We start from the raw sequence: 26034 nt of genomic DNA, 5'->3' as shown, positions 1-26034 counted from the left end.
TTGAAAGTTAGCATTCTGACCTATACTGATACTAAAGATAAGACATGTATCTTATCTAAATACGAACGAGGTGAGGATCATGCAAATAAGTAAACGTTATTTTGGCTTAGCCACTGGTCTGATTTTGAGTACATTTATGTTATATGCCTGTAGTAATGAAACAGCAGAAGAAATTGAGTCCGTAAGTGCTGAAGAGAACGAAGTCGCTGTTATAGCGCCACATGAAGATTTAAATCAATTGCCCGTTGCCCCAGAAATCGAGCGCGATGGAGACGATGTTTCTGTTAAAATGACCGCTCAAATCACGGATATTGAAATTGATAAAGATTACAATTATAAAGCCTGGACATTTAATGGAGAAGCACCAGGTCCAGTAATTGTCGTAAATGAAGGTGACACGATTCATTATACATTGGAAAATCTTGATCCGGCAATCCCCCATAGTATGGATTTCCACGCTGTCCATACTGCCCCGGATACAGGATTTGCAGATGTCGCACCGAATGAAGAAGGAACATTTGTATATCAAGCAAACAGTCCTGGCGTATTTATGTATCATTGTGGTACTGATCCTGTATTATCACATATTGCGAATGGCATGCACGGTGTTATCATCGTTAAGCCGGCAGATGGTTACCCGACAGACGATGAAATTGATCGTGAATTTGTTATCATTCAAAATGAATGGTACAAATATAATGATTTAAATGATATGACAAATAACGAACCTTCTCAAGTCGTATTTTCGTCCAAAGCCCTTAATAAGGAATATCAACCAAATACAGACGGAACAGTTGGCGCATTAATTGATGAACCGCTTCAAGCAAAGGTAGGAGAAAAAGTGCGATTCTATCTTGCTAATATGGGGCCAAATGAATTTTCAAGCTTTCATGTGATTGGAACGATATTAGATGATGTCTATATAGACGGTCACCCATACAATCACAATAAAGGAATGCAGACGGTCGGGTTGCCGGCAAGTGGTGGAGCGATTATTGAATTTACGCTAAAAGAAGAAGGACAGTATAAATTTGTTACCCACCAATTTAACCATGTTCAAAAAGGAGCAGCTGGTAAAATTATTGTCGAAGGTGAGTAAGTGGAACAGACAAGAACGAACCCCTTTCTTGGAAGAGAAGTGGGGGTTGTTTTTGTCTATGAACATGACTCAAGGCTTGGAGATAATAGCCCTCCATAAATAGGTCATACTACCAAAGATACATGATTTGGTAGGGAGCATGCGTATGAAAAAAGGAATTGTTGTTGTCATCCTGTATGGAGTTATTTTATTTCTAGCATTTTTGTTTCGGAAGCCATTATTAATTTGGCTGGATTACAGCGATTTTTCGCAGCTACCATTGATGTTTTTTCTTGCTATTTTTTTTGCTGTGATTCCGGTTATTCCTTTTACGGTTTTTGCTGGATTGATGGGGGTAAAGTATGGCGTCTGGATTGGTGCAACCATAAATTGGATAGGTTCAGTAGGGGCTGCAGTGATTTTTTTCGTGCTGGCCCGATATTTTTTTGTTGAACCATTTCAGGCTTATATAGCAAGATATCAAAAGGTAAAAAAGTTTGATTATATTATTAGTCAACATGGATTTATTGCTGTTTTATTCAGTAGGTTGATTCCAATTGTTCCACCACCTGTGATTAATATTTACTCTGGTCTGAGCACCATGCAGTTTCGGATTTATTTTATCGCAACTGCGATTGGTCAAATTCCAGGAATGATTGTTTTTGCATATCTTGGAAACCAACTTTTTAGCTCATTCCATTCTTTTACCCTAGGTATTTCCGTGTATGCTGGATTTGTGATTATGATGATGGTGTTGTATCGCTTTTGGTATAAACTTTCGCAACGAAAATTTCAGGATGTAGAATAAGAAATAACAGTCTTCACGTCATTGACGTAGAAGACTGTTATTTTTATAGCTGATTTATTTTGCTTGTTTGAAATGATTGCTTTCCTTTACTTCGAGCGACACGATAAATCGCTCGATTCGGTTCATTGCTTCCTGAAGCTGGTCAATAGAAGTAGCGTAGGAACAACGGATATATCCTTCACCAGAAGCACCAAATGCATTTCCTGGCACGACTGCTACTTTCTCCTGATGCAGCAAACCTTCAGCAAACTGCTCAGAAGTCAGGCCTGTTTTCTTAATGGATGGAAAAACATAAAATGCTCCGCCTGGTGTATGACATTCCAAACCGATCTTATTGAGTGATTGGACGATGAAATTTCTTCTTCTCCAGTAATTCTGCTTCATCTTTTCTACCTGGTCTGAGCTATTGCGTAACGCTTCAATCGCACCGAGCTGCAACATGTATGGTGCGCACATCGTTGTATACTGATAAATTTTAATCATTACACTGATAAATTCACTTGGTGCCGTTAAAAATCCTAAACGCCAGCCAGTCATTGCAAATCCTTTTGAGAAACCATTGATTAAAATGGTTCGTTCATACATTCCAGGAATAGCGGCAAAGCTCGTATATTCCTGGTCATAGGCAAGCTCTGCATAAATTTCATCCGAAACAACAAGGAGATCGTGTTTTTCAACAACGCGTGCAATCGCTGTGAGTTCATCCTTATTTAAGCATGTGCCTGTGGGATTATTTGGCGAACAGAGTAAAATGGCCTTTGTTTTGTCGGTAATGGATGCTTCGATTTGTTCTGGTGTTACTTTAAATCCGTTTTCTTCCTTTGTTGCGATTCGAATCGGTTTCCCGCCGGCCATCGTAACGAGTGAAGCATAGGAAACAAAAGCAGGTTCAATAATGAGTACTTCATCATCTGGATTCAATATAGCCCGGAAAGCTAAGTCCAGTGATTGACTAGCACCAACGGTTACGATCACCTGATTTTCGGCCTGATACGCTACGTGGAATTTCCGTTGCAAATAAGCGCTGATTTCTTGACGGAGCTCAAGCAAGCCAGCGTTGGCTGTATATGACGTGTAGCCGTCCTGTAACGCTTCAATGGCAACTTCGCGAATATTCCAAGGCGTTATAAAATCCGGTTCGCCGACACCTAAGGAAATAACACCTTCCATACTTGCCGCTACATCAAAGAATTTTCGAATGCCGGAGGGTTCTAAATCCATTGCTTTTTTGGAAAGATAATTTTGATGATTTAGGCTCATGGAGAAATCACCATTCTACGGTCTTTGTCATCATTTCCTTCAACAATAACACCATCATGTTTGTATTTTTTCAACATAAAGTGAGTTGTTGTAGAGACCACGTTTTCGATCGTAGCCAGTTTTTTGGATACGAACAATGCAATTTCTTTCATGGTTTTTCCTTCGACAGTTACAGATAAATCATATGTACCAGACATGAGATACAGAGAAGTAACTTCCGGATTACGGTAAATCTGTTCCGCCACCTCGTTAAAACCAACGCTTCGTTGCGGTGTCACTTTTACATCAATCATTGCCACAATCATTTCTTTACCCTCAATTTTATTCCAGTCAATAAGGGTTGGATAGCTTACAATAATCTTTTCATTCTCTAATTTCTTAACAATCTTTTGTACGTTTTCCTCCGTCATCGCCAACTGCATGGCAATGGATTTGGAAGATAGGCTATGATTTTCTTCCAGTATGCCTAATATATTCAATTCTTCATTTGTTAGTTTCATAAGAATCCTCCTTCCAAAAGTGTCAAAATTCAATAATTTAGTTATTCAACTGTAATTTAAAAATTATAACACTTTTGAGTGATAATCTACAATAAATTATGCAAATGGTCAAATTGGTAAACACACGATCCGATAATTTAAAAAAGTGAAGAACATCAAGCACGAGTAATGCTCCTATCAGGAAACCTGAAATCACTATTAAATGTGAGAAGGAGGGTGGTTAAAGTAGCCCCGTGCGCGTTTTTCGACAATCTTCAGCATATTTCGGGAAGTGACAGGCACTGTATGTTATATTAATTTAGTAATCTGATGAGTTGTAGTTGGGAGTAATGTGTGGTGTCTGGTTTTAATGATCAATTTCTTTATTCTATCTTTATTATTGCATTGGGATATATTCTGAAGCGGTCGAACATTATTAAAGAAGATGATGGGGAAGGTTTGTCCAGAATTATTTTTAATCTGACGCTCCCAGCTCTGATCCTCGTTACATTTAATGATATTACTATCGAGTATTCTTTGTTTATGCTTATTCTTATCGCCTTTGTTTATGGTTTGTTTTCAGCAGTATTAGGAATTTTAATTTTTAGAAACCAATCAAGGAATGCATTGGGTATGCTCTCCATGATGGTGCCCGGATTTAATATTGGGCTCTTTGCCTATCCATTAGTGGAAGGCATCTGGGGAAGGGAAGGTATCCAACATTTCGGCATGTTTGATGTAGGTAACTCCTTTATCGTATTTGGTGTATGTTACTTTATTGGTAGTTATTATGCAGGGGAAGGGGCTCGTTTGGATGTAAAAACGATGTTCCTTAAGATGACCAAGTCGATTCCACTGATGACCTACATCATCGTTCTTATCTTAAATTTAATAGGCTTAAAACTACCAACGCTGATGATTGAAACTGCAGATATTATTTCATTGGCCAATATGCCACTATCGCTATTATTGCTTGGTATTTATTTGAATTTTACGTTTGATAGGAAATACATAAAACTGATTTTTAAATACATGGCAGTAAAATATGTCGTTGGTATCGTTGTTGGGGTTGGATTATTTATCCTCTTGCCGTTCGATGATATGTTTAAATACACCGTGTTAATTGGTCTGATCCTGCCAACGTCCATGTCTGTACTGCCATATGCTGTCGAGTTCAATTATGATAAACGTTTCGTCGGTACCGTATCCAATATAACGATTATTACAAGCTTTATCCTCATCTGGATTATCGCAAACTTTGTCATCTAATTTGGCTTCCGATTTAAATTAACAGGTGGGACAATGAGTAACTTAACTTTCCATTGTCCCACCTGTTTTTTTAGTTTGATTTTGCTAAACGGTAGATGCTTTTAATCGTTTCCATGTGCATGGCTTCATGGTAGAAGCTGAATAGGAAAGTTTCTCCGAGTGTGTTGAAGGTTAGACCTCGACTATTTGTGAAGGCAGTTGTGAGTTTTTCCTCCAAACGGCCTGTAAGAAATTCCTCTACTCTCGATTGTTGTTCTGTCAAAATGGAAGCAATTTCTGAAAGCGAAGGGGGAGCAATCTGCCAATCTGCAGGCTTGGTTCCAGGACTGAATAATTCTTTATACTCTATTGGCAGACCGGATTCTTCCCCAACTACTCCGTAGACAAGATTTTCCTGTACATAAGCAATATGACCGAAATTCCATTTTATATTGTTGTTATACCCTTTTGGGATAACCTCAGAAGTATCTTCTGGTATCCGTTTGATTGATTTTTCCGTAATTCCTCGAACTTTACGCATATGATGAAAAATAGTTTGTTCCAAAAGAAATTCCTCCTTTCCTTCTATATATTATTATTCTAGAGAAGTGAGCTTTTTCCTTCTTCTTTTATGTTTATTTTCTTTTTAACTTAACTTTTTTCGTGTGGAATGGACAAAAAGGGTTGGCAGAATTAGGATAGTTGGAGAAAACAGTGATCAAGTAATAACAGCGGTCTAGATAAATTAGACACTTCAATTTCATATCGTCTTATACTTCCTGTTATAATAAGGTACTATAGTTGAAAATTACAACGTAAGGGATGATTGGTTTGGCAGAAACACATGTATTCTCCAAGGGTGAGGAAATTGCGAATGCAGTTACTCATGGAATTGGAGCGGTTTTAAGTCTTGTTGGGTTAGTTGTATTAATTGTTGCTTCGTCACTCCATGGTACAGCTTGGCATATTGTCAGCTTTACAATCTTTGGGGCGACAATGTTTATCTTGTATATATCATCGACAATGGTTCATGCATTGAACCACGGTAAGGCCAAGGATTTATTTGAAATTTTTGACCATTCCTCGATCTATCTGTTTATTGCTGGAACGTACACGCCATTTACGTTTATTGTCATCCAAGGTCCCGTTGGCTGGACAATGTTTGGAGTAATCTGGGGACTTGCAATTGGAGGAATTGTCTTTAAAGCATTTTTCGTAAAAAAATATTTGTTTACCTCAACTATTCTGTACGTCGTCATGGGTTGGATCATCACCCTCGGGTGGAGTCAAATTGTTGAAAATTTACATCCGAATGGCGTCGTTTTACTCGTCATTGGTGGACTTTGCTACACTGTCGGCGCTGTCTTTTATGTTTGGCGGGGGTTTAAATACCACCATTTGGTTTGGCATATCTTTGTACTAGCAGGAACAACCACACACTATTTCTGTGTATTGCTGTATTTATTACCATAGTACGAAGAAATTCAGGAATACTGCTATGTGCACCTGCATGATGCACATAGCAGTATTCTTTTATTCTTTCAGAAATTGTATAGAAACGATTAAATTAAATATACATAAAATACATCATACATTTTAAAAAAGGGGAAACACGATGGAAAACAACTGGGAAACAGCATCTCCATATCTATCCAAAATCAGAATTACTTCTAATCCAAACAATCAACCTGTAACCATACATGGAGATTCAGACGGGTTAAAATGTATAGGCGTTGGAACTGACGCAGCCGTTTTTCAATGTCTTTATGTTCCGTCCTACGCATTTAAAATCTATGCAGAAGATAAAGTTTCTAAAATTAATATTGAAGAAGAAGTTTATCACACTTTAGGAGAGTCACCATTCTTTTCAACGTGCTTTGCTTCAACGGAAAACTATCTTGTGTTGAGTTTTGAAGAAGGACCGACACTTTTTGATTGTCTGTTACAAGGAATACACATTCCAGAAAGCGTAATTCTGGACGTGGAGGATGCACGACAATATATACGTGAGCAGGGGCTAAACCCACGTGATATCCATTTAAAAAATATATTAATGCAAAACGGGAGAGCAAAGATTATTGACGTTTCTGAATACATTCAACCAGGGAATGATTTTCGATTTGAACATTTAAAAAAGGCATACGAAGATCACTATCATCGAATGGATAGCAAACCGGTTCCATTTTGGTTATTGGAAACGATTCGTAAATGGTATAATCAGCAGCAAAAATATTTTTCGACGTATGAGGAATTTATGCAATTTGTTATCAAGCACACAACGTTTAAAAAGTAATGTAGCTATAACAAAACTGCTGAACTTACAATTTGTAAATTCAGCAGTTTTGTTATTTTTTCGGGTCTGTAACGGTAAACGGGCGCATCATATCATAATCTTCATGTTCAAGAGTATGGCAATGCCACACGTAGTCACCGGGTGAGAAATAACGAATTATTCTATAGTAAAGACTAGGCAGTGAAAAGGGTTAAAACTAGATATTTGTGTTAAAATTTAATAGAGAATCATTTAAAGGTTTCAGGTTAAACGAATAAATTCGAAAATTTATTTAAATAGTAGATTCACTTTTCACCTTTTTACAATAGATAGATAGCTATAAGTTTATGTGATGGAAGGATTGTTCTGGATGGAAATCATAGGGGGATTATTATTCTTACTCTCAGCCATGCTAATCATTGGTGTATTAACGACGAAATTCTCTTCTCGATTAGGAGTGCCTTCACTTATTCTTTTCCTAATTGTTGGTATGATACTTAACAGATTTATATATTTTGAGGAAGTTCGGCTAACCCAATTTATTGGTATATTGGCATTAATCATTATTCTATTCGATGGTGGTACCCAAACAAAATGGGGAAGAATGCGGCCAATCCTTGTTCCTGCTACTTCTCTGGCAACACTGGGAGTCTTCATTACGACGATTGTAACTGGTGTAGCAGCTATGTATATTTTGGATTTTTCATTATTGGAGGGACTTCTTTTAGGTGCGATTGTTGGATCAACGGACGCAGCAGCCGTATTTTCGGTATTAGGAAATAAAAACTTTAATAAGCGACTGACATCTACATTGGAGGCGGAGTCTGGTTCGAATGATCCGATGGCTGTATTTCTTACCGTTATGTTAATTGAAATGATTCAAATCCCCGACATGTCGATCTGGTCTGCAGTCGGAGGCTTTTTCTTGCAAATGGGTCTTGGCCTTGGGTTAGGACTACTGCTTGGTAAAATCACTGTTGTTGTTATAAATAATATAAAACTGGATATTTCCGGCTTATACCCTGTACTTGCAATGGGATCTGCTGTTTTTACGTATGCATTAACCGATTTCCTTGGAGGTAGCGGTTTACTCGCAGTTTATGTCATGGCCGTATTTGTTGGTAACAGCGATTTAACACACCGATTTTCTATTTTAAGGTTTAATGAAGGTTTTGCCTGGATGATGCAAATTGTGATGTTTACCTTGCTTGGACTGCTTGTTTTTCCGGAACAACTAACAGCCGTATTTTGGGAAGGGATTCTGATTGCCATTATTTTAATGTTTGTTGCACGTCCGATTGCTGTTTTTGTCAGTATGCTGTTTATGAAATACGATGTAAAACAAAAATTATTTATTTCATGGGCAGGTTTAAAAGGTGCCGTTCCGATTGTGTTGGCTACCTATCCGATTTTATCGGGTCTGGAAAATAGTAATCTGATATTTAACACCGTATTTTTCGTTGTATTAATTTCTGCCTTAGTTCAAGGAAGCACTTTATCCTGGCTTGCTGAAAAGCTAGGTTTAACGGAAGAAGAAGAGGATGGAAATGCAAGCATTGAATTAATCAATTTGGGGAATACGGACTCGGAAATTATGAAGGTAACCATACCAAAACGTTCCCCGGCAATTGGTACGTCATTAATCGATTTGGAATTACCCGATGCGACATTAATCATTGGGATTACTCGGAATAAAAAATTATTGACGCCAACAGGTACGTCGATCATTGAAAAAGGGGACACGCTGTTCGTCTTGAGTGATAAAGAAAACAGGAAAAAAGCAAAAATAGCATTATTGGGAAAGCAAAAACACCAGGAAGTTTAATTGATCGTTATGTCCTATAATCGCTTCTGATTATAGGACATCGTTGTCATGTGGGAAAATTGGTTTCAGCAACAGTTAGAATCTAGGAATTCCATACAAAAAAATCAATTGACATGATATTTATTATCGATTAGTATTATTCTCAGCACGAATAAAGTCTATCTTATTAATAGCCGTTGAGACGAGGGGTCAAAGATACGGTGGCAAACCAATCTGTTTTAAACAATCAGATCATGGGGCCCAACCTGAGCACAAAATTTTGCATTTTGTGAACAATAAGAGGATAAGCAGCTGATATTAATCGAAGCTTTCCTTAGGTTGTAGGAGAGCTTTTTTGTATGCCTAAAATTATTTTTTTTGTTAGGAGGGTTAATGTTGGCAGAGAAAATTTTATTTAACTTAGAGTCTGTATCTGAAAGACATCCCGATAAAAACGCAGATCAGATTTCGGCTGTAGTACTGGACGCAGCGCTTGAGCAGGATTCCTTTTCTAGGGTAGCCTGTGAAGTGTTTGACACGACAAATACGGTTATTATAGGTGGGGAAATTACCACTATAGCCTTCATAGATATCGAAAAAATTGCAAGAGATACATTCATTGAAATAGGGTACACGGTATCATCAACATGTTGAACTTACGTAAGCTGCAAGATAAACAATTAGCCGTATATGGACACTTTGGCAGAAGCAATCACCACGTCTCGTGGGAAAGAATAGATAAAGTAGAAGAGCTAAAACAAGCATTATCAATCTATGATTTTGCAGGAGTTGGACAATCATGATGAACGACTTGCAAGAGCGTGTAACGAAAAGTATTTCATTGGTTGATCAGGATAAGATGCCCTTGTTTGAAGCTTTAGTGCACTATGCAAAGCAAGAAGTAACCCCATTTGATGTACCAGGTCATAAAATGGGTGCGCAAATGAATCCGTTAAAGATGGCACTTGGGGAAACGACGATGCGGATGGATGTTAATTCCATGAAAGAGCTTGATTTATTAAGTCATCCCCAATCTGTCATTAAAGAAGCACAAGAATTGGCTGCCGATGCGTTCGGCGCCGATCATGCATACTTTCTCGTGAATGGAACAACGATTGGCATTCATGCCATGATTATGGCAGCCTGTAAGCCGGGAGATACATTACTCGTACCCCGAAATTGCCATAAATCCGTCATGGATGGGATTATTTTAAGTGGAGTGAAACCAGTATTTATTCAGCCGGAAGTTGATTACCACTTTGGAATTTCCCACGGTATTTCGATTTCCAATGTAAGAAAAGCCATCGAAGAGCATCCAGAAGCAGGGACGTTACTGGTTACCTACCCGACTTATTTCGGATCGATGAGCGATTTGGCAACAATTTGCACGATTGCCCATGACCGGGATATGACGGTCATTGTCGATAGTGCGCACGGTGCCCATCTTGGCTTTATGTCGGAGGAGATGATCGATCCTATCTCTGCTGGGGCAGATGTTGTAACGGTAAGCATGCATAAGACTGGTGGCTCCTTAACACAAAGTTCAATCCTTCTCCTTAACAATAATAGAATCGCCTCTCAACAGATTCAAAAAGCACTGGATATGCTGCAGACAACGAGTGCAAATTACTTGCTTATGAGTTCGCTGGATGTAGCAAGGAGGGAACTCTCGCTCTATGGAAATGCGCGTTACAGTCAGTTAAAACCAATTATAGAAGAAGCGATAAATGAAATTGAGTCGACGTCAAGCTATGAAATATTGAAAGCTCCATATGTAAAAGCCCATTATGATCAATTTTATGACTGGACGAAATTAGTTATCCGTGTGAATGGTATAGGTTTAACGGGATTCGAAGTCTATCGTCTTTTAAAAGAAAAATATGGAATACAAATGGAACTCGCTGAAGGCTATGTTATCATGGCCGTAGTTACTGGATCGGATACGAGGGAATCGATTGAAAAACTTGTTTTGGCTTTAAAGGATATTGAAAAAAACCTTGGTCACCGATCCATGATTATGCTGCCACATGTTACAGCAGATCAGGTTAATGAACTCGTTATAAGCCCAAGGGATGCATTCTATGCTGCACAGGAGTCGGTTCCCATTGATGATGCTGTTGGTAGAATATGTGCAGACACATTAATGATCTATCCACCGGGGATACCGCTTGTGATTCCAGGGGAACGGATATCCAGGGACATTCTCAAGCAATATCATTATTATCGTCAGACATTTGGAAATGTGTTAACGGAAGCTAAAGAAACGAACCATATAACAGTTATAAAGGAGAATGCGTAAAATGGGATTAGAAATAAAGGCATTAGGGAGACATGTTTTAATTGAGTTTTACGGTTGTCCAAGCAAAGTGATTGAAGATAATGCATTAATTGAAAAGCATATGCGTGGAGCGGCAGATTATTCTGGTGCGACAATTGTTGAATCGGTTTTCCATCATTTTAATCCATATGGAGTTTCCGGTGCCGTCATTATTGCAGAATCGCATTTGACCATTCATACATGGCCGGAATATGGTTTTGCTTCTGTAGATGTTTATACTTGCGGCGATTCCGTAAATCCTTGGAAAGCAGCTGACTACTTATCTGAAAAACTACAAGCCAAAAAAACAGAATCATCTGAAGTACCTCGTGGTATGGTTGATAAAATTCGCCAATTTGCGGAACAGGAAATTGAAGAAGTAAGAGCGAAGCCAAAAGAAGAAGAATTAGAGGGTGTAAAGTAATGGATTGGTATACCGAACAATGGAGTAACGATTGTAAATTCTCCATTGCCTATGATAAGGAATTATACAGTGAACAATCATCCTTTCAACAAATTAATTTCTATCAAGGAAAAGAATTTGGCACCTTTTTCACGTTGGATGGATTGATGATGGTAAATGAAAAAGATGAATTTATTTATCATGACATGATCGTACACCCTGCATTTGCAACAAATCCAAACATCAAAAAGGTTTTGATTATTGGTGGGGGAGATGGTGGAACCGCACGTGAAGTGTTGCGATATCCAAACGTAGAAGAAGTGGTCATGGCAGAAATTGATGAACGGGTTTTTCGATTATGTCAACAATATTTGCCGGTGACTGCCCGTGGTGTTGAAGAAGATAGCCGCATGCAGTTGCGCTTTGAAGATGGCTTGGAATATGTACGAAATGTGCCGGATCAATCGTTAGATCTGATTCTGGTCGATTCCACAGATCCAGTCTCTATAGGTGAAGGACTGTTTACGACGGCATTTTATAAGGAATGTTATCGCGTATTAAATGCGGATGGTATCTTGATTAACCAGCACGAATCTCCATACTTTGCTGAATATGCTGCCAATATGAAAAAAGCACATACGAAGATTAAAGATATTTTCCCGATTACGCATGTATATCAATACCATATGCCAACCTATCCATCAGGCCATTGGCTATTTGGTTTTGCATCAAAGCGTCTAGATCCACTTAAAAATCTAAATGTAGAAGCCTGGGAACAATTCGGACTTGAAACGAAATATTATAATACCAATCTCCACATTGGGGCGTTCGGTTTGCCGAATTACGTGAAGGAGGCTCTCAATAGGTGAGGAATAAATCATTAAATGTAAGTACCTTCATTGGTTGTGAAAATTCATACAGAGAAGCGGAAATTGTTTTATTTGGTGTGCCATTTGACGGTACAACAAGTTTCCGTCCAGGGACTCGTTTTGCCATGCAGAGTATCAGACCGGATTCTTACGGACTGGAAACCTATTCCCCGTATTTAGATAAAGACCTGGAAGATACATCTATTTTCGATGGTGGGGATTTGGAATTGCCTTTTGGAAATACAGGTCGAGTAATCAATCGGATTCTTGAATACAGCCAGGAAGTCTTGCAGGATGGGAAGAAGTTTCTCATGGTAGGCGGAGAGCATCTGGTTAGTTTACCTACGATTAAGGCGGCACATGAAAAATATCCGGAGTTGCATTTGATTCATATCGATGCACATACAGATCTTCGAGAAGATTATTTAGGAGAAAAGCTTTCCCACGCATCCGTTATTCGCCGGATTCATGAATTTCTGGGAGATGGACGGATTTTTCAATTCGGGATTCGATCCGGACTGAAGGAAGAATTCGAATGGGCAAAAGAGCATACGTATTTAGAGCGTTTTTCCCTTCATACGCTAAAAGAGAAAATACGTGAACTAAAAGATGTTCCCGTATATGTAACCATTGATTTGGATGTTCTTGACCCTGGTATTTTTCCTGGGACAGGAACTCCTGAACCCGGTGGAATCACATATCGAGAACTGCTGGAGGCAATTCAGCAAATGCAAGCGTTGAATCGAATTGTAGCAGCTGATGTTGTAGAACTTTCACCGGCCTACGATTCATCAGGTGCTTCAACAGCGATGGCTTGCAAAACGATTCGAGAACTTTTACTTACGTTAGCAAAATAGAATTTAATGTCTTTAAAGAAAATACACCGTGTATTCGGTGTATTTTTTTTGCGACTTGTTTTTCTACTTACCCAAATAGGACGTGAGTCTAGGGTCAGCCCCATTTTTTACGAAAGATGTCGATTAGCTTGGGGCCGACACAGTACCCTTATCCCTATGGCGTTCTTTGTTCCTGTTTTTCTTCTTCTGAATGTCTGTTGTAATTTTTAACTTGCTGCAGTTTTGCTTCTATTGTCTTTATAATTAGTTTGTTGGATCTTATCAACGTATGGTTCGTCTCTTGCTCGAGTTGATTTTGCAGAAGTACGTGAAGAATAACTAGACCTTTTATTTGCGTTGATTTGGAATTAGTATTGAGAATGGTACTTTCATCATTTTCAATATCTAGATTCGCAAGAGATGTTTTAGTTGTGTGATCCACGCTCATTTCATTAAAATAATTGACATCTAGAATGTCATAATCGTGACCTTCCATGTTCTCTACTTCATCCCAAACAGAAGAAATATCATTTACGACACGCTTCCAATTATAGTGTTTTTCAGCTAGGGTGCGTCCGTATTTGCCCATTTCTTCCCCTTTTTCCGGATTGGAGAGAAGGTAAGATAAATGTTCAACAAATTCTCCTGGGTCTTTTGGATTTTCTACCAATATGCCATTCTTATAAGGTTCAATGACTTCTTTATTCCCACCACGGTCTGTAGTAATGATCGGTAATGCTGCTGCCATGGCTTCATAGTGGACTCGAGCAAGTGGTTCTTGCCATTGGGAAGTACAAACAAAAATGTCTGAGGCAACGAACCATTCATGGATTTTATCCGGTGAAACAAATCCAGTTTGAATGACAGGGATGGGAAGTCGTTCAGCGAGTGCTCGAACATAGGCAATATAATCGGTTACGGAGTTATTGCTGAACCATTTACTTCCCATAATTACCAGAGCAATATCTTCATGTTTTTGTGCCAATTGAGGAATCGCTCGAATCAGAACATCGATTCCTTTATTAGGGGAAAGTCTACCGGCGTATAAGATAACCTTTTTTGAAGAAAGGTTATGTGCTTCACGCATTTTCGTTCTGATTTTTTGTGCTTTTTGCGAATAGGAGGGTACGAAACGATCCAAATCGACTCCAGAATAGATGGTTTGCAGTTTAGGAGCGGCTGCAGGATAGAAATTTTTAATCGTTTTGCCTATATAATTACTGATTGTAATTATTTTATCGACGTTCTTTACAGCATAGGCTCCTTCCGTTGCATTAATTTTCTCAGGTTTAAACATGTCATTATGCATGCTTAAAACAATTCTAGACTTAGGTGCCATTGCGCGAACCGCATTTACTAAACGTGGTCGGTTGAAAATATGAATCAAGTCATAATCTTCCTGAGATACTTGGAAGAATTGGATGACATTTTCCCGGTAAATTTCCAATAGACCACCATCGACCCGAATGTAGCGGATATCATCTTGGACTTCATCATGAGGAAGTGATTCGTCACTCCTTCCCAAGACTGCTATTTGATGTTTTTCCTTTAAAGCAGGGAGTGCTCCGTCGATATACGTTTGAATGGCTCCACCACGAATGGCTGGAACGGGCAATTTCTCCGTACAAATAATTAAAATTTTCATGGTGTTGTTTTACCTCCTTTCCGATCTCTTGCTAATTCCTCCAGCACAGGCCATTTTTGCTTGTCGAGTTCAATGATTAACTGTAATTCTTGATCTAATTTCTCCGTCATAAATATGGTGGGAGAGTAGACGATATCTTTTATATTCTTATAAAACAAATTTGGCAATGATAAATCGAGTAGTAACATCTCATATGATTCATCCGTAATTGGATTAGCTTGCTCGTAAGCTTGAATCATTTCTCTTATCCAATTTATATCCCATTTTTCAAGATAATACATTCGATCGATAATCAACTTTCTTAAATCACGAATCGTGATGTCGAATGACACACCATCCAAGTCAATAATCCACATTCTATCATCAGCAAATTGGGCATTCCCCCATCCATAGTCTTGGTGAACAAGACCTGTGTCTTGTGTTCCTCTAGAAACGATTTCTTTATAGGGTGAACTCTCGAGGCAAGTGCGTGCTTGGCTTGCTTGATTTTCAAACATATCAATCACCGATAAAATGGTGGAGCTTGCTGGCATATCACTGTATACGCTTGCAATATTCCGAAACCAGTCTAATTTCTTTTCAATGCGCTCATAGGCTCTTGGCCACCGATGAAGTCGGGAGATATCTTCCGCATCTGCTGGAGGAACGTATCCTTTCGACAGCTTATGAAATTCCCCCAATGTATAGCAAAGCTTTTTAGTGCCTTCTAAATCCTGAGGAATTTTTTCTAAAGATTCGATCCACCTTGCTACAAACCAAAGTTTTCCTCCCATTTCAACATCGTTTTCTCCTTCCTTTGTTTTAATAATTGCTGGCACGTTTGCCTTTTTTTCATTTACTAAATATTCTTGAGCACCCAGGCTAAATTTGCTGTGAGCCGGTCTGCGGTGTAATAACTTTAAACTAAAAGGACCTTGATCGGTGTCAATTTTCCAAATGGCACCGCCTTGTTTATCCTTCGTTGCCATAACCGCCATATGATGAACACTAAACTCGTAAAACTTCAATACTTCTTGTGCCATATCCTCGATATACGCTGGAACATAAAGAGAGTCAGAAGCATTCTCTTCTGCCCATGGTTTTATTAATTGATCTGCCATTATTTCACCTCCGTAGTATGTATTGTATTCAGGCAAAAGTAGAAAGTATGGATTGATTACTTACAAATAGAGAAAATAGACAATTCATTAAGAGAGTGCATCAAGTAACCGTACGCCTTATTTATGCTTTTCTACTTATTCGCCGTTACTGATTTTGGAAATAGCAATATATTAATCGTACGACTTGTTAATAAGTGGGGAGATATATTATGAAAATTTTATTCATAGGAATGGGTTACGTTGGTACGACAATGGGAGCGGTATTCGCAAATGCAGGCCATGAGGTTTCAGGCCTAGACATTAATCAGGAAAAGATAGCCTCGTTAACGAAAGGAGAACTCTATTTTTACGAGCCGGGCTTACAAGAGATGCTAGTAAGTCAAATTGGTCATGAACGGTTAAGCTTTACAACAGATGCAAAAGAAGCGATCGAAAATCATGACATTCTCTTTATTACAGTAGGTACACCTTCCCTTGAAGATGGTAATGCTGATTTAACTTATGTAAAAAAGGTTGCTCAAATGATTGGGCGTTATAAGAACATGGAGAAAACGATTGTGGTAAAAAGCACTGTACCAATTGGGACGACAAATAAAGTGAAGGAATGGATTAACGAGGAAAGTACAGATCCAAACCCCGTGCATATAGCAATGAATCCGGAGTTTTTAAGAGAAGGCAATGCGTTGCAAGATGCTCTATATCCAGACCGTATCATAATAGGGAGTGATGATGAAGAGGCACTGGAAACAATGCATAAACTTTATCAAAGCTGGAAGTGTCCGATTTTACAAACGACTGCAATGGCTGCAGAAACGATAAAATATGCTTCCAATGCTTTCTTGGCAACAAAAATATCTTTTATAAACGAAATGGCAAAACTTTGCGATACACTCGGAGTTAATATTAAAGATGTATCAAAAGGGATGGGATTGGATGAACGCATCGGTCCGCACTTCTTAGAGGCTGGACTCGGCTATGGTGGTTCCTGTTTTCCAAAAGATGTCAAGGAACTCTTAGGCACAGCTGAAGCCTATCAACGTCCACTTGGTCTATTAAAAGAAGTGGAAAAGATTAACAAAAATCAATGCACCTATTTCTTTGAAAAACTGAAAAAGAGTTTTGATACGTTAGAAGGTAAAAGAATAGTTTTATTTGGATTGGCTTTCAAGCCCCATACAGATGATACACGTGAATCGGTATCCTTTCCGATTATAGACCAATTGCTGAAAGAAAAGGCAAGTGTTGCTGTACATGATCCGGTTGTTCATCTATCAAAAGATTGGATAACGAAAGGGATAAAACAGTATAGCGATCCTTATGATGCTGTAGAAGGGTCCGATGCAATTCTTATTTGTACGGATTGGCCGCAATATCAAGAACTAGATTGGGAGAGAGTACGTCATCTAGTAAATGAGCCTTCTATTTTTGATGGTAGGAATATGCTCGAGGCTAATCAAATAAAAGCATTGCAGTTTCAATATACAGGAATTGGTTATTCCTAATGACCGTCTACAGAAAGGATGATAAAAATGAAGGGATTAATCCTAACCGCAGGAAAAGGAACTAGATTAAGGCCTTTAACGTATACAAAGCCTAAACCCTTATTGCCAGTTGCAAATCAGCCCGTAATTAATTATGGAATAGATCATTTATACAATATAGGCATACGGGAAATAGGCATCGTCATTCAACCAAATGATGAGGAGATATTTAAGAACCATGTCCAGTCCAGCACGAAAAAAGATATACGGTTTCATTATATTTATCAGTACGAACAAAAAGGGATTGCACATGCAGTTGGTAAAGCAGAAGATTTTATCGGATCAGACTCTTTTGTTTTATTATTGGGCGATAACTTGATAGAAGAACCGTTAGATTTATTAATGGAGTCATTTCATAAAGCAGATATCCATGGTGCGGTGTTGGTAACGAAAGTAGAACATCCCAAAGATTATGGAATAGCAGAAATTGAGGATGGAAAAATCAAAACCCTGGTAGAAAAGCCTGTAAATCCGAAATCTGATTTGGCTGTGATTGGTGCTTATATATTTAATGGAAATATTTTTAAGGCTATTCACGCGATTTCCCCTTCAGCAAGAGGCGAATATGAAATCACTGATGCTATCCAATGGATGATCAATCATGGTTATTCAATCAATTATACAAACACGAATAAACCTACATTTGATGTGGGAACGTTGGAACGTTGGCTTGAGGCCAACCAATGGATGCTCAAGAAAAGTCCCACACAGTCGTATGATGATTTTGAAGAAGAAATTACTCGAAATTCGATTATCATTCCACCTGTAATCATTGGAGAAAATTGTAAAATTAGCAATTCTATAATTGGCCCATATGTATCTATTGAATCAGGTGTGACAATAAAAAAATGCACTCTAAAAAACAGTATCGTTCTACAAGGTTCTTGCTTGAAAAATGTACCATATGAAATTACGGATAGTGTATTTGGAGAGAGAGCAAAACTGATCGGAAAAAAAATTAAAAAAAATACAATTTATGGGGTCTTCGGTGATGAATCAACCTTACACTTTTCAAATTCTAAGAAGAAGAAAGAGGAATAGAAAAGAGCCCCAAAAAATTTAAGAGGTGAAATCATGATTCTAGTAACTGGCGCAGCAGGTTTTATAGGTGCGCATTTGTCAAAACGTTTACTTCTTCATGGGTACCCAGTGATCGGAATCGATAACATGAATGATTATTATGATGTGGAATTAAAGGAAAATCGCTTAAAATGGGTAACAGATGAAAACTTTACTTTTGTGAAAATGGAACGGGAAGATCAAGAGCAAATAAATGCGTTATTTAAACAATATCAACCTTCTATCGTGATTGATCTGGCTGCTCAGGCAGGAGTACGTTATAGTTTAGAAAATCCACATGCGTATATAAATTCGAATATAGTCGGTTTCATTTCTATACTTGAAGCTTGTCGCTACCATAACGTTGATCATCTTATCTATGCATCTTCAAGTTCTGTCTATGGAGCAAACACAAAATTACCATTCTCCGTTCATGATAATGTCGACCATCCCGTAAGCTTATATGCCGCTACCAAAAAGGCAAATGAACTGATGGCTCACACGTATAGCCACCTCTATGGATTACCTACAACAGGCCTCCGATTTTTCACTGTATATGGACCATGGGGACGCCCGGATATGGCATTATATCAATTCACCGAAGCGATACTGGAAGGGAAACCTATAAAAATATATAATCATGGAAACATGGAGCGAGATTTTACCTATATTGATGATATTGTGGAAGGTATTGTAAGGATTATGAATCATTTGCCGAAACCGAACTCGAAATGGAGTGATAATCCAGATGCCAGCAGTCGTAATGCACCATATAATATTTACAATATAGGGAGCAACACTCCGGTCAAATTAATGGATTTCATTGCTGCAATTGAAAACAAACTCGGTGTTAAAGCGAAAAAAGAGTATCTGCCATTACAGAGTGGGGATGTACTTCAGACATATGCGGATATAGATGATTTAATTAAAGACGTTGGCTATAAACCTAGCACTTCCATTGAAGAAGGTATACGTAAATTCATTGATTGGTATAAAGATTATTACGGTTATAAATGATTCCATCCGTTAAACGAGTTATCGATAAGCGCGTTTCAATAAAATGAATGCGCTTTTTTGTGTTTGGAAAAGAGACTAATAGCATAAGCAGGATGATGAATTGTTACAAATTATTAGCACAAATATATCAATTTACTACTATATTTAAAAATCGTAAATATAATAGTAAAGAATTGGGTAGCCTGTCATATTTGTCTAATTAATGTTTTGAATGGAGTGTTCGTATGAAAAATGAGCCCGTATTGGATGTTGACCATTTAAAGACATATTTTTACCTAAGTGATAATAAAGTAGCAAAGGCCGTTGATGGCATTTCATTTTCTGTTCTACCTGGTGAAACAGTTGCAATCGTCGGTGAGTCCGGTAGTGGTAAAAGTATCACAGCACTTTCTGTTATGAAACTCATCAGTAAACCGGGTCGTATCGTAGAAGGCGAAATATTATTGGGAGGGGAGGAAATTCACAAGCTATCTGCCAAACAAATGACTAAAATTCGTGGGAAAGATATTGCGATGATTTTCCAGGAACCAATGACTTCGTTAAATCCAGTATATACAGTTGGAAATCAAATTATTGAGATACTAAAGAAACATAAACAGATGAGCAAAAAAGATGCACAGGTGAAAGCTATTCATCTATTAAAAACGGTAGGAATTCCACGGGCCGAAGAAATTATCCATGAATATCCCCATCAGTTATCCGGTGGAATGAGACAGCGCGTGATGATTGCCATGGCGATTTCCTGTGATCCGAAATTACTTATTGCTGATGAACCAACCACCGCATTGGATGTAACGATTCAGGCACAAATTCTAGATTTAATGGTGGAAATGAAGGATAGATTCCAGATGGCTATACTGCTGATTACGCATGATATCGGGATTGTTTCGGAATATGCAGACCAAGTTCTTGTGATGTATGGTGGACAAATTGTGGAGCAAGCCCCTTCCAACATGTTGTTAAAGGAAACCTTGCATCCATATACAAGAGGTTTACTGGAGAGTTTGCCAAATATAGATGAGGATGTTGAACGACTCGGAACGATTAAAGGAACGGTGCCTCCTGCGTATGATTTCCCACCGGGTTGCCGCTTTTCAACTCGGTGTCCGTATGTGATGGAGAAATGTAAAAGGTCAAACCCTTCGTTAACGGAGGTAGAAGAAGACCATTTTGTCCGTTGTTATCTGTACGAGAGTGAGGAGGGGAGTGATGACGGTGGAAGCACGGGAACCAGTTCAGAATGATGTACTATTCGAAGTGAAAAATGTAAAAAAATACTTCCCAATTAAAGGCGGAATATTAAAGCGAACGATCGGCCACCTAAAAGCTGTAGATGATGTTTCTTTTAATATACATCAAGGAGAAACGCTTGGCATCGTAGGCGAATCCGGTTCTGGTAAGTCAACGCTTGGGCGCGTTATGCTTCGGTTGATGGACCCAACGGAAGGGAGTATTCACTTTAATGGAACGGACATTTCGGCACTGAAGCGGAGAGAAATCCGCCCGCACCGGCGTAATATGCAAATCGTTTTTCAGGATCCTTTTGCATCTTTGAATTCCAAAATGAGTGTCGCAGAACTAATTGAAGAACCACTACTTGTCCAAACCTCCCTTACCCGAACAGAAAGAAAGGAACAGGCAATCGAAATCATCGAGAAAGTTGGATTGCGTGTAGAAGATCGCCTCAAATATCCGCATGAATTTTCGGGAGGACAAAGGCAGCGGATCAGTATAGCAAGAGCTTTAATTACCCGCCCTAAATTTGTTATCTGTGATGAACCTGTTTCCGCCCTGGATGTCTCGATTCAAGCACAAGTTTTAAATTTGATGAAAGATTTGCAGGATGACTTAGGATTAACCTATTTATTTATCGCCCATGATTTGAGTGTTGTTAAACATATTAGTAATCGTGTAGCTGTTATGTATCTCGGGCGAATTGTTGAAATTACAGACAAAAAATCCTTATATTCTAATCCTTATCACCCCTATACCCAAGCGTTACTTACTTCCATACCTGTCATTGATCACGGTCAAAGCAGTACCCCAAGACCAACAAAAATAAAATTAAGTGGTGACTTACCAAGCCCTGCTGACCCGCCATCAGGATGTACATTTCGAACACGATGTCCTTTAGCTCATGATCGCTGCTCAGTAGAACGTCCCGAATTGATTGAAAAAGATAACGGTCATTATGTGGCATGCCACCTATATACGTAATAAGTAAATAAATTCCTAATTTTAGGAGGTGATCTTAACGTATAGAAGAACGAAGCCAAAAGGTAGGATCGTCGTATTTCGCAAAAAAATCAAAAGGGGGAATGAAATTGGTTAAACGTAAGCATGGAATTGCGCTTCTTATTTTGCTTTTTTTTCTTAGCATCGTAATGGTAGCCTGCAACAATGAAACTGCGGAACCAGAGGAAAAAGAAGAGGATCCAATTCAGGAAGAATCGGAGGGAACAGAAGAAGAAACCGAGGACGAAGTAGAAGAGGATGCTACAGATGATAGCCCGCAAAAGGGTGGTACGCTGACAGGCGCCATGGATACTGCTCCTGCTGGGGTGTTCAATCCAATCTTTTATCAGGAAGCATATGAAGATAATATATTATCGTTTACTCATGAGGGTCTTCTGAGTCAAAATGAAAATCTTGAGTTTGAACCAAATCTCGCAAAAGATTGGACGATTAATGACGATAACACAGAAATTACGTTGACACTGGAGGAAGGGGTCACGTGGCATGATGGCGAGGAATTTACTGCTGATGATGTCGTTTATACCTATAAGGCAATCGCCTCTCCAGGATATGTGGAAGCTGGTGGTGTCCGTACAGAATATGTAAATAAATTGGTAGGTTATGATGCATTTAATGGTGAGGAAACAGATGAATTTGAAGGTGTGGTCGCTGAGGATGCGTATACGGTAACCTTTAAGTTTGCTGAACCGAATGTAACGATCCTAAAGGATATCGCTTTCCCGATTATTCCGGAACATGTATTCGGAGAAGTTCCGGTTGCAGATATTCCATCGCATCCTGGAACGCTTGATCCAGGTGAAGTGATTGGTACTGGACCATTTACATTCTCAGAGATGCTGGAAAGGGAGCAATACGTGCTAAGTAAAAACGCAGATTATTGGAAGGGAGAGCCATATCTGGATCAGATCGTATGGCGCATTGTTGATCAGTCCGTCATGCTCGGCTTACTTGAAAATGGTGAAATAGATTTTATCGCTGATCCAAACGGTGTTCCTGCAGCTGACTTTGAAACAGTAGCAGCGCTTGAACATATTGAGATTATTGAACAAACGGATTTTGGTTACCAGCTTATGGGATATAAAGTTAATCATCGAACAGATGCAGATGTGGAGAGCGGAGAAATTAACCAAGATAACTGGGTAGCAAATGAAGATATGAGTGACCAACTTGTACGACAGGCGATGGCGTATGCAGTTGACCGTCAAGCGATTGTGGATAACTTATTATATGGCCACGGATCAGTAATTAATGCTCCAATTGCACAACAGTTCTGGGCCTATGACGAAGATGCGGTAACAGCCTATGGGTATGACCCGGATATGGCAAATTCGTTATTGGATGAAGCGGGATATGTTGATACAAATGATGATGGATTTAGAGAAACACCGAATGGAGAAGAGTGGATCGTTAACCTGAACTATCCAACAGGTAACCAACTACGTGAAGCTTCTGCACCGATACTTGCGCAATTTCTGGAAGCAGTCGGTATTCAGATTGACTTAAGGCAACCGAAGGAAATGTCAGCATATGTGGAAGACTTAACAAACGACAACAGCGATTGGGATCTTTACTTAATTGGCTGGAGTTTAGGAAGCGGGGATCCAGATCCATCCGGTTTGTGGAAGTCTTCAGCTGCTTACAATTTCTCCCGTTGGAATAATTCTGATTCAGACCAATTAATGGAAGAAGCGATGCAGGCTCCAGAAGCATTTGAACAAAGCTATCGTGAAGAAAAATACAGTGAATGGCAGTCTGTCTTCTCGGAAGATTTACCAGCCTTACTCCTTTATGCCCAAAATAAAATATATGGTTTTAATGAAAGATTAAATGGCGTTCATCCAATGCCATATGGATTTATCAACGATCCACATTTATGGTGGGTTTCGGAATAACATAAATTTTTTTTTCGAAAGAGCGTGCGTTGCTGGCGCATGCTCTTTCATTTTTGTACTACTAATTTTAATGTCAAGGTGGGAGAATCATGTATAAATATATCATTCGCCGTATCCTCATTTTCATTCCTATGCTCATCGCATTGACGATTATTGTTTTTGGACTAGCTCAATTAGCACCTGGGGATGCTTTAACAGGAGTCTCACTATCTGATCCCAATATCGATCCGGAAGTGTATGAAATTCAACGGGAAGCATATGGTTTAAATGACCCGATTCCTGTACAGTATTTTCGTTGGATCAGTTCGGTAGCACAAGGGGATTTAGGTAATTCCATGGTTTTTAATGGGCGATCCGTAACGGAGTTGATTGAATCCAGACTTGCCAACACAATATATTTAGGACTTTTTTCTTTAGCAATCACGATACTCGTAGCAATTCCAATTGGTATTTATTCAGCAAGACGCCCGTATTCGTTGCTTGATTATGGTGCCACTGGATTTGGTTTCCTTGGACTTGCCATTCCGAACTTCTTTTTCGGATTGGTTGCAATCTATGTTTTGTCCATTAAATTAGGCTGGTTTCCGGCACAGGGCACGCTATCGACACCTGGAATGACAGGAATTGGTGCATTTATGGACCGTTTGCATCATATGGTATTACCTGGTATTACGCTTGGTCTTGCTGGCACGGCAACCTATATGCGCTATATGCGTTCCGAGGTACTTGATGTTCTTGGCAGTGATTATATTCGTACGGCAAGGGCCAAAGGAATGTCTGAAAGGAATGTTCTCTACAAACATACCCTTCGTAATGCACTGATACCGATTATTACACTTATGGGGTTTGAAATCGGTGTACTGTTAAGTGGGGCGGTTATTACGGAACAAGTCTTCCAGTATCCGGGAATTGGCACACTATTTTTAAGCTCTGTTACGAACCGTGATTATCCAGTAGTTATGGCAATAGCCATGATACTAGGTATATTAATCCTTGTAGGTAACCTGCTTGCCGACATTTTCTATAGTATTATCGATCCAAGAATCAGATACGATTGAGGTGAAAATAGATGCATACAAATCCGGAAGAAGCAGTACGAGAGAAGCCAGGGGGAAAGAATAAAAGCCAAAGTCCACTTCAATTGGGCTTACACCGGTTTATAAGAAACAAAATGGCCGTTGTCAGCTTATTCATTTTACTCATCATTATTATGATCTGTGTCATGGCACCCGTATTTACAACTATTGATCCAGAAGAAACCAACCTGTTATTGATTGAGAAGGGGCCAAGTAATGAGCATATTCTAGGTACAAATGGAACGGGCCAAGATAACTTTGCGCGTCTTTTGTACGGTGGCCGTGTGTCTTTAATTGTCGGTTTTAGCGCGATGTTCTTTACGCTGATTATCGGAGTTATTCTTGGTTCACTTGCTGGCTACTACGGGGGGAAAGTCGACAATATTATTATGCGGGCAACAGATATCATGCTGATGTTGCCATTTCTCGTACTTGTACTGACAATTATGGCAATTATTGACAAAGTGACAATCGGTTTATTCGTGACGATTATTGCGCTAACGTCGTGGCCTAATTTAACTCGTATTATTCGGGGGACGTATTTATCATTACGTGAACAGGAGTTTGTTCTAAGTGCCAGGGCAATAGGAGCGACAGACTTCCGAATCATCTTTAAGCATTTTATCCCAAATGCAATTGGACCAATTGTCGTTAATGCGACATTAATGATGGCATCATACATTATCATTGAGTCCGGTCTAAGTTTTATTGGATTTGGTATTCCAAAGCCGACACCTACATGGGGAAATATGATCTCTGAAGCTCAAAATATACGAATATTGCGCAACCATCCCGAAGCATGGATTCCACCGGGGTTAGGAATATTGATAACGGTTCTGTCTATTAATTTCATTGGGGATGGTTTACGGGATGCATTTGATCCGAAGAGTAATCGGAGATAGACCTTCGTGCTTGTAATTCATGTAGATAGCCAAGGAATTACAAGCCATTCTTTATTGGTTGAAGGCTAAGAAACTCTTTGTAAAAGATGCAGAACTAAGTGGTCATCGTAATTATTAGTCTTTTTAAAAAGGAAATTGGGAACAAATGTAGAACTAGTTATATTGAGGCCTT

The 26034-nt window shown here is 39.0% G+C and carries 25 protein-coding genes, 1 pseudogene and 1 riboswitch; of the genes and pseudogenes, 20 read left to right on the top strand and 6 right to left on the bottom strand.

The annotated features are described in order from the left end of the window. Positions 1-79: 79 nt before the first annotated feature. Positions 80-1099, top strand: a complete 1020-nt coding sequence (locus ACHABU_RS02935) for a multicopper oxidase domain-containing protein (RefSeq protein ID WP_435762062.1) — start codon at positions 80-82, stop codon at positions 1097-1099. Between the two features lie 145 nt (positions 1100-1244). Further along, positions 1245-1886 (top strand): TVP38/TMEM64 family protein, encoded by a 642-nt coding sequence (locus tag ACHABU_RS02930; protein ID WP_435762060.1) that lies wholly within the window; start codon positions 1245-1247, stop codon positions 1884-1886. A 54-nt stretch (positions 1887-1940) separates the two neighbouring features. Here the strand turns inward: ACHABU_RS02930 and ACHABU_RS02925 are convergent, their stop codons facing one another. Together ACHABU_RS02925 and ACHABU_RS02920 are read right to left on the bottom strand one after the other, a co-directional pair. Further along, positions 1941-3146: an aminotransferase gene (locus tag ACHABU_RS02925; protein WP_435762058.1), complete on the bottom strand. Its 1206-nt coding sequence runs from the start codon at positions 3144-3146 to the stop codon at positions 1941-1943. Then, positions 3143-3646 (bottom strand): Lrp/AsnC family transcriptional regulator, encoded by a 504-nt coding sequence (locus ACHABU_RS02920; protein ID WP_435762056.1) that lies wholly within the window; start codon positions 3644-3646, stop codon positions 3143-3145. The genes ACHABU_RS02925 and ACHABU_RS02920 overlap by 4 nt, the downstream gene beginning before the upstream one ends. 336 nt (positions 3647-3982) lie before the next feature. On the opposite strand from ACHABU_RS02920, the gene ACHABU_RS02915 reads away from it, so the two are divergent. Continuing rightward, entirely contained in the window at positions 3983-4894 is a 912-nt protein-coding gene (locus ACHABU_RS02915) for an AEC family transporter (protein WP_435762055.1), read from the top strand. A gap of 70 nt (positions 4895-4964) precedes the next feature. On the opposite strand, the gene ACHABU_RS02910 is transcribed toward ACHABU_RS02915, so the two are convergent. Then, entirely contained in the window at positions 4965-5438 is a 474-nt protein-coding gene (locus tag ACHABU_RS02910; RefSeq protein WP_435762053.1) for a DinB family protein, read from the bottom strand. Positions 5439-5704: 266 nt separating this feature from the next. On the opposite strand from ACHABU_RS02910, the gene trhA reads away from it, so the two are divergent. Together trhA and ACHABU_RS02900 are read left to right on the top strand one after the other, a co-directional pair. After that, on the top strand, positions 5705-6346 hold the full coding sequence (gene trhA, locus ACHABU_RS02905) for a PAQR family membrane homeostasis protein TrhA (RefSeq protein WP_435762051.1): 642 nt from the start codon (positions 5705-5707) through the stop codon (positions 6344-6346). Positions 6347-6488: 142 nt separating this feature from the next. Beyond that, positions 6489-7166 (top strand): serine/threonine protein kinase, encoded by a 678-nt coding sequence (locus tag ACHABU_RS02900; RefSeq protein WP_435762049.1) that lies wholly within the window; start codon positions 6489-6491, stop codon positions 7164-7166. A gap of 52 nt (positions 7167-7218) precedes the next feature. On the opposite strand, the pseudogene ACHABU_RS02895 reads toward ACHABU_RS02900, so the two are convergent. Continuing rightward, positions 7219-7329 (bottom strand): annotated as a pseudogene (locus tag ACHABU_RS02895) (multicopper oxidase domain-containing protein); the annotation flags it as partial. Between the two features lie 186 nt (positions 7330-7515). Here ACHABU_RS02895 and ACHABU_RS02890 point away from each other — a divergent pair. The 7 genes from ACHABU_RS02890 (at position 7516) to speB (ending at position 13395) form a co-directional block, all read left to right on the top strand. Beyond that, positions 7516-8970: a potassium/proton antiporter gene (locus ACHABU_RS02890; protein WP_435762047.1), complete on the top strand. Its 1455-nt coding sequence runs from the start codon at positions 7516-7518 to the stop codon at positions 8968-8970. A gap of 160 nt (positions 8971-9130) precedes the next feature. Next, positions 9131-9252, top strand: a riboswitch (SAM riboswitch). A gap of 93 nt (positions 9253-9345) precedes the next feature. Then, a complete protein-coding gene (locus ACHABU_RS02885; protein ID WP_435762045.1) occupies positions 9346-9603 on the top strand; it encodes an S-adenosylmethionine synthetase N-terminal domain-containing protein in 258 nt (85 codons plus the stop codon). Further along, a complete protein-coding gene (locus ACHABU_RS02880) occupies positions 9597-9752 on the top strand; it encodes a hypothetical protein (RefSeq protein ID WP_435762043.1) in 156 nt (51 codons plus the stop codon). Before ACHABU_RS02885 ends, ACHABU_RS02880 begins: the two co-directional genes overlap by 7 nt. Then, on the top strand, positions 9749-11248 hold the full coding sequence (locus ACHABU_RS02875; protein ID WP_435762041.1) for an aminotransferase class I/II-fold pyridoxal phosphate-dependent enzyme: 1500 nt from the start codon (positions 9749-9751) through the stop codon (positions 11246-11248). Before ACHABU_RS02880 ends, ACHABU_RS02875 begins: the two co-directional genes overlap by 4 nt. A gap of 13 nt (positions 11249-11261) precedes the next feature. Continuing rightward, a complete protein-coding gene (gene speD / locus ACHABU_RS02870) occupies positions 11262-11690 on the top strand; it encodes an adenosylmethionine decarboxylase (protein ID WP_435762354.1) in 429 nt (142 codons plus the stop codon). Then, entirely contained in the window at positions 11690-12538 is an 849-nt protein-coding gene (speE, locus tag ACHABU_RS02865) for a polyamine aminopropyltransferase (protein ID WP_435762039.1), read from the top strand. Before speD ends, speE begins: the two co-directional genes overlap by 1 nt. Then, positions 12535-13395, top strand: coding sequence for an agmatinase (speB, locus tag ACHABU_RS02860; protein ID WP_435762037.1), 861 nt, complete (start codon positions 12535-12537; stop codon positions 13393-13395). The genes speE and speB overlap by 4 nt, the downstream gene beginning before the upstream one ends. 154 nt (positions 13396-13549) lie before the next feature. Here the strand turns inward: speB and ACHABU_RS02855 are convergent, their stop codons facing one another. Together ACHABU_RS02855 and ACHABU_RS02850 are read right to left on the bottom strand one after the other, a co-directional pair. After that, the gene (locus ACHABU_RS02855) at positions 13550-15019 is read right to left on the bottom strand and encodes a glycosyltransferase family 4 protein (RefSeq protein ID WP_435762035.1); all 1470 of its coding nucleotides are present in this window, start codon (positions 15017-15019) and stop codon (positions 13550-13552) included. After that, a complete protein-coding gene (locus ACHABU_RS02850) occupies positions 15016-16119 on the bottom strand; it encodes a CotS family spore coat protein (protein WP_435762033.1) in 1104 nt (367 codons plus the stop codon). The genes ACHABU_RS02855 and ACHABU_RS02850 overlap by 4 nt, the downstream gene beginning before the upstream one ends. Before the next feature lie 209 nt (positions 16120-16328). On the opposite strand from ACHABU_RS02850, the gene ACHABU_RS02845 reads away from it, so the two are divergent. From ACHABU_RS02845 to opp4C, 8 genes are all read left to right on the top strand, one after another. Then, positions 16329-17621, top strand: coding sequence for a UDP-glucose dehydrogenase family protein (locus ACHABU_RS02845; protein ID WP_435762031.1), 1293 nt, complete (start codon positions 16329-16331; stop codon positions 17619-17621). A 27-nt stretch (positions 17622-17648) separates the two neighbouring features. Continuing rightward, entirely contained in the window at positions 17649-18701 is a 1053-nt protein-coding gene (locus tag ACHABU_RS02840; protein ID WP_435762029.1) for a glucose-1-phosphate thymidylyltransferase, read from the top strand. A gap of 30 nt (positions 18702-18731) precedes the next feature. Next, positions 18732-19736 (top strand): NAD-dependent epimerase, encoded by a 1005-nt coding sequence (locus ACHABU_RS02835; RefSeq protein WP_435762352.1) that lies wholly within the window; start codon positions 18732-18734, stop codon positions 19734-19736. A gap of 224 nt (positions 19737-19960) precedes the next feature. Continuing rightward, positions 19961-20980, top strand: a complete 1020-nt coding sequence (locus ACHABU_RS02830; RefSeq protein WP_435762027.1) for an ABC transporter ATP-binding protein — start codon at positions 19961-19963, stop codon at positions 20978-20980. Then, entirely contained in the window at positions 20946-21953 is a 1008-nt protein-coding gene (locus ACHABU_RS02825) for an ABC transporter ATP-binding protein (RefSeq protein ID WP_435762025.1), read from the top strand. The genes ACHABU_RS02830 and ACHABU_RS02825 overlap by 35 nt, the downstream gene beginning before the upstream one ends. A gap of 101 nt (positions 21954-22054) precedes the next feature. Continuing rightward, positions 22055-23884, top strand: a complete 1830-nt coding sequence (locus tag ACHABU_RS02820) for a peptide-binding protein (protein ID WP_435762023.1) — start codon at positions 22055-22057, stop codon at positions 23882-23884. Between the two features lie 89 nt (positions 23885-23973). After that, positions 23974-24942: an ABC transporter permease gene (locus ACHABU_RS02815; protein ID WP_435762021.1), complete on the top strand. Its 969-nt coding sequence runs from the start codon at positions 23974-23976 to the stop codon at positions 24940-24942. An 11-nt stretch (positions 24943-24953) separates the two neighbouring features. Continuing rightward, on the top strand, positions 24954-25862 hold the full coding sequence (gene opp4C / locus ACHABU_RS02810; protein ID WP_435762019.1) for an oligopeptide ABC transporter permease: 909 nt from the start codon (positions 24954-24956) through the stop codon (positions 25860-25862). The last annotated feature ends 172 nt before the right edge of the window (positions 25863-26034 follow it).

It is taken from the genome of Oceanobacillus sp. CF4.6 (assembly GCF_051262635.1).
Taxonomy (GTDB): domain Bacteria; phylum Bacillota; class Bacilli; order Bacillales; family Amphibacillaceae; genus Oceanobacillus.
This window is presented reverse-complemented; position numbering and strand designations above follow the sequence as displayed.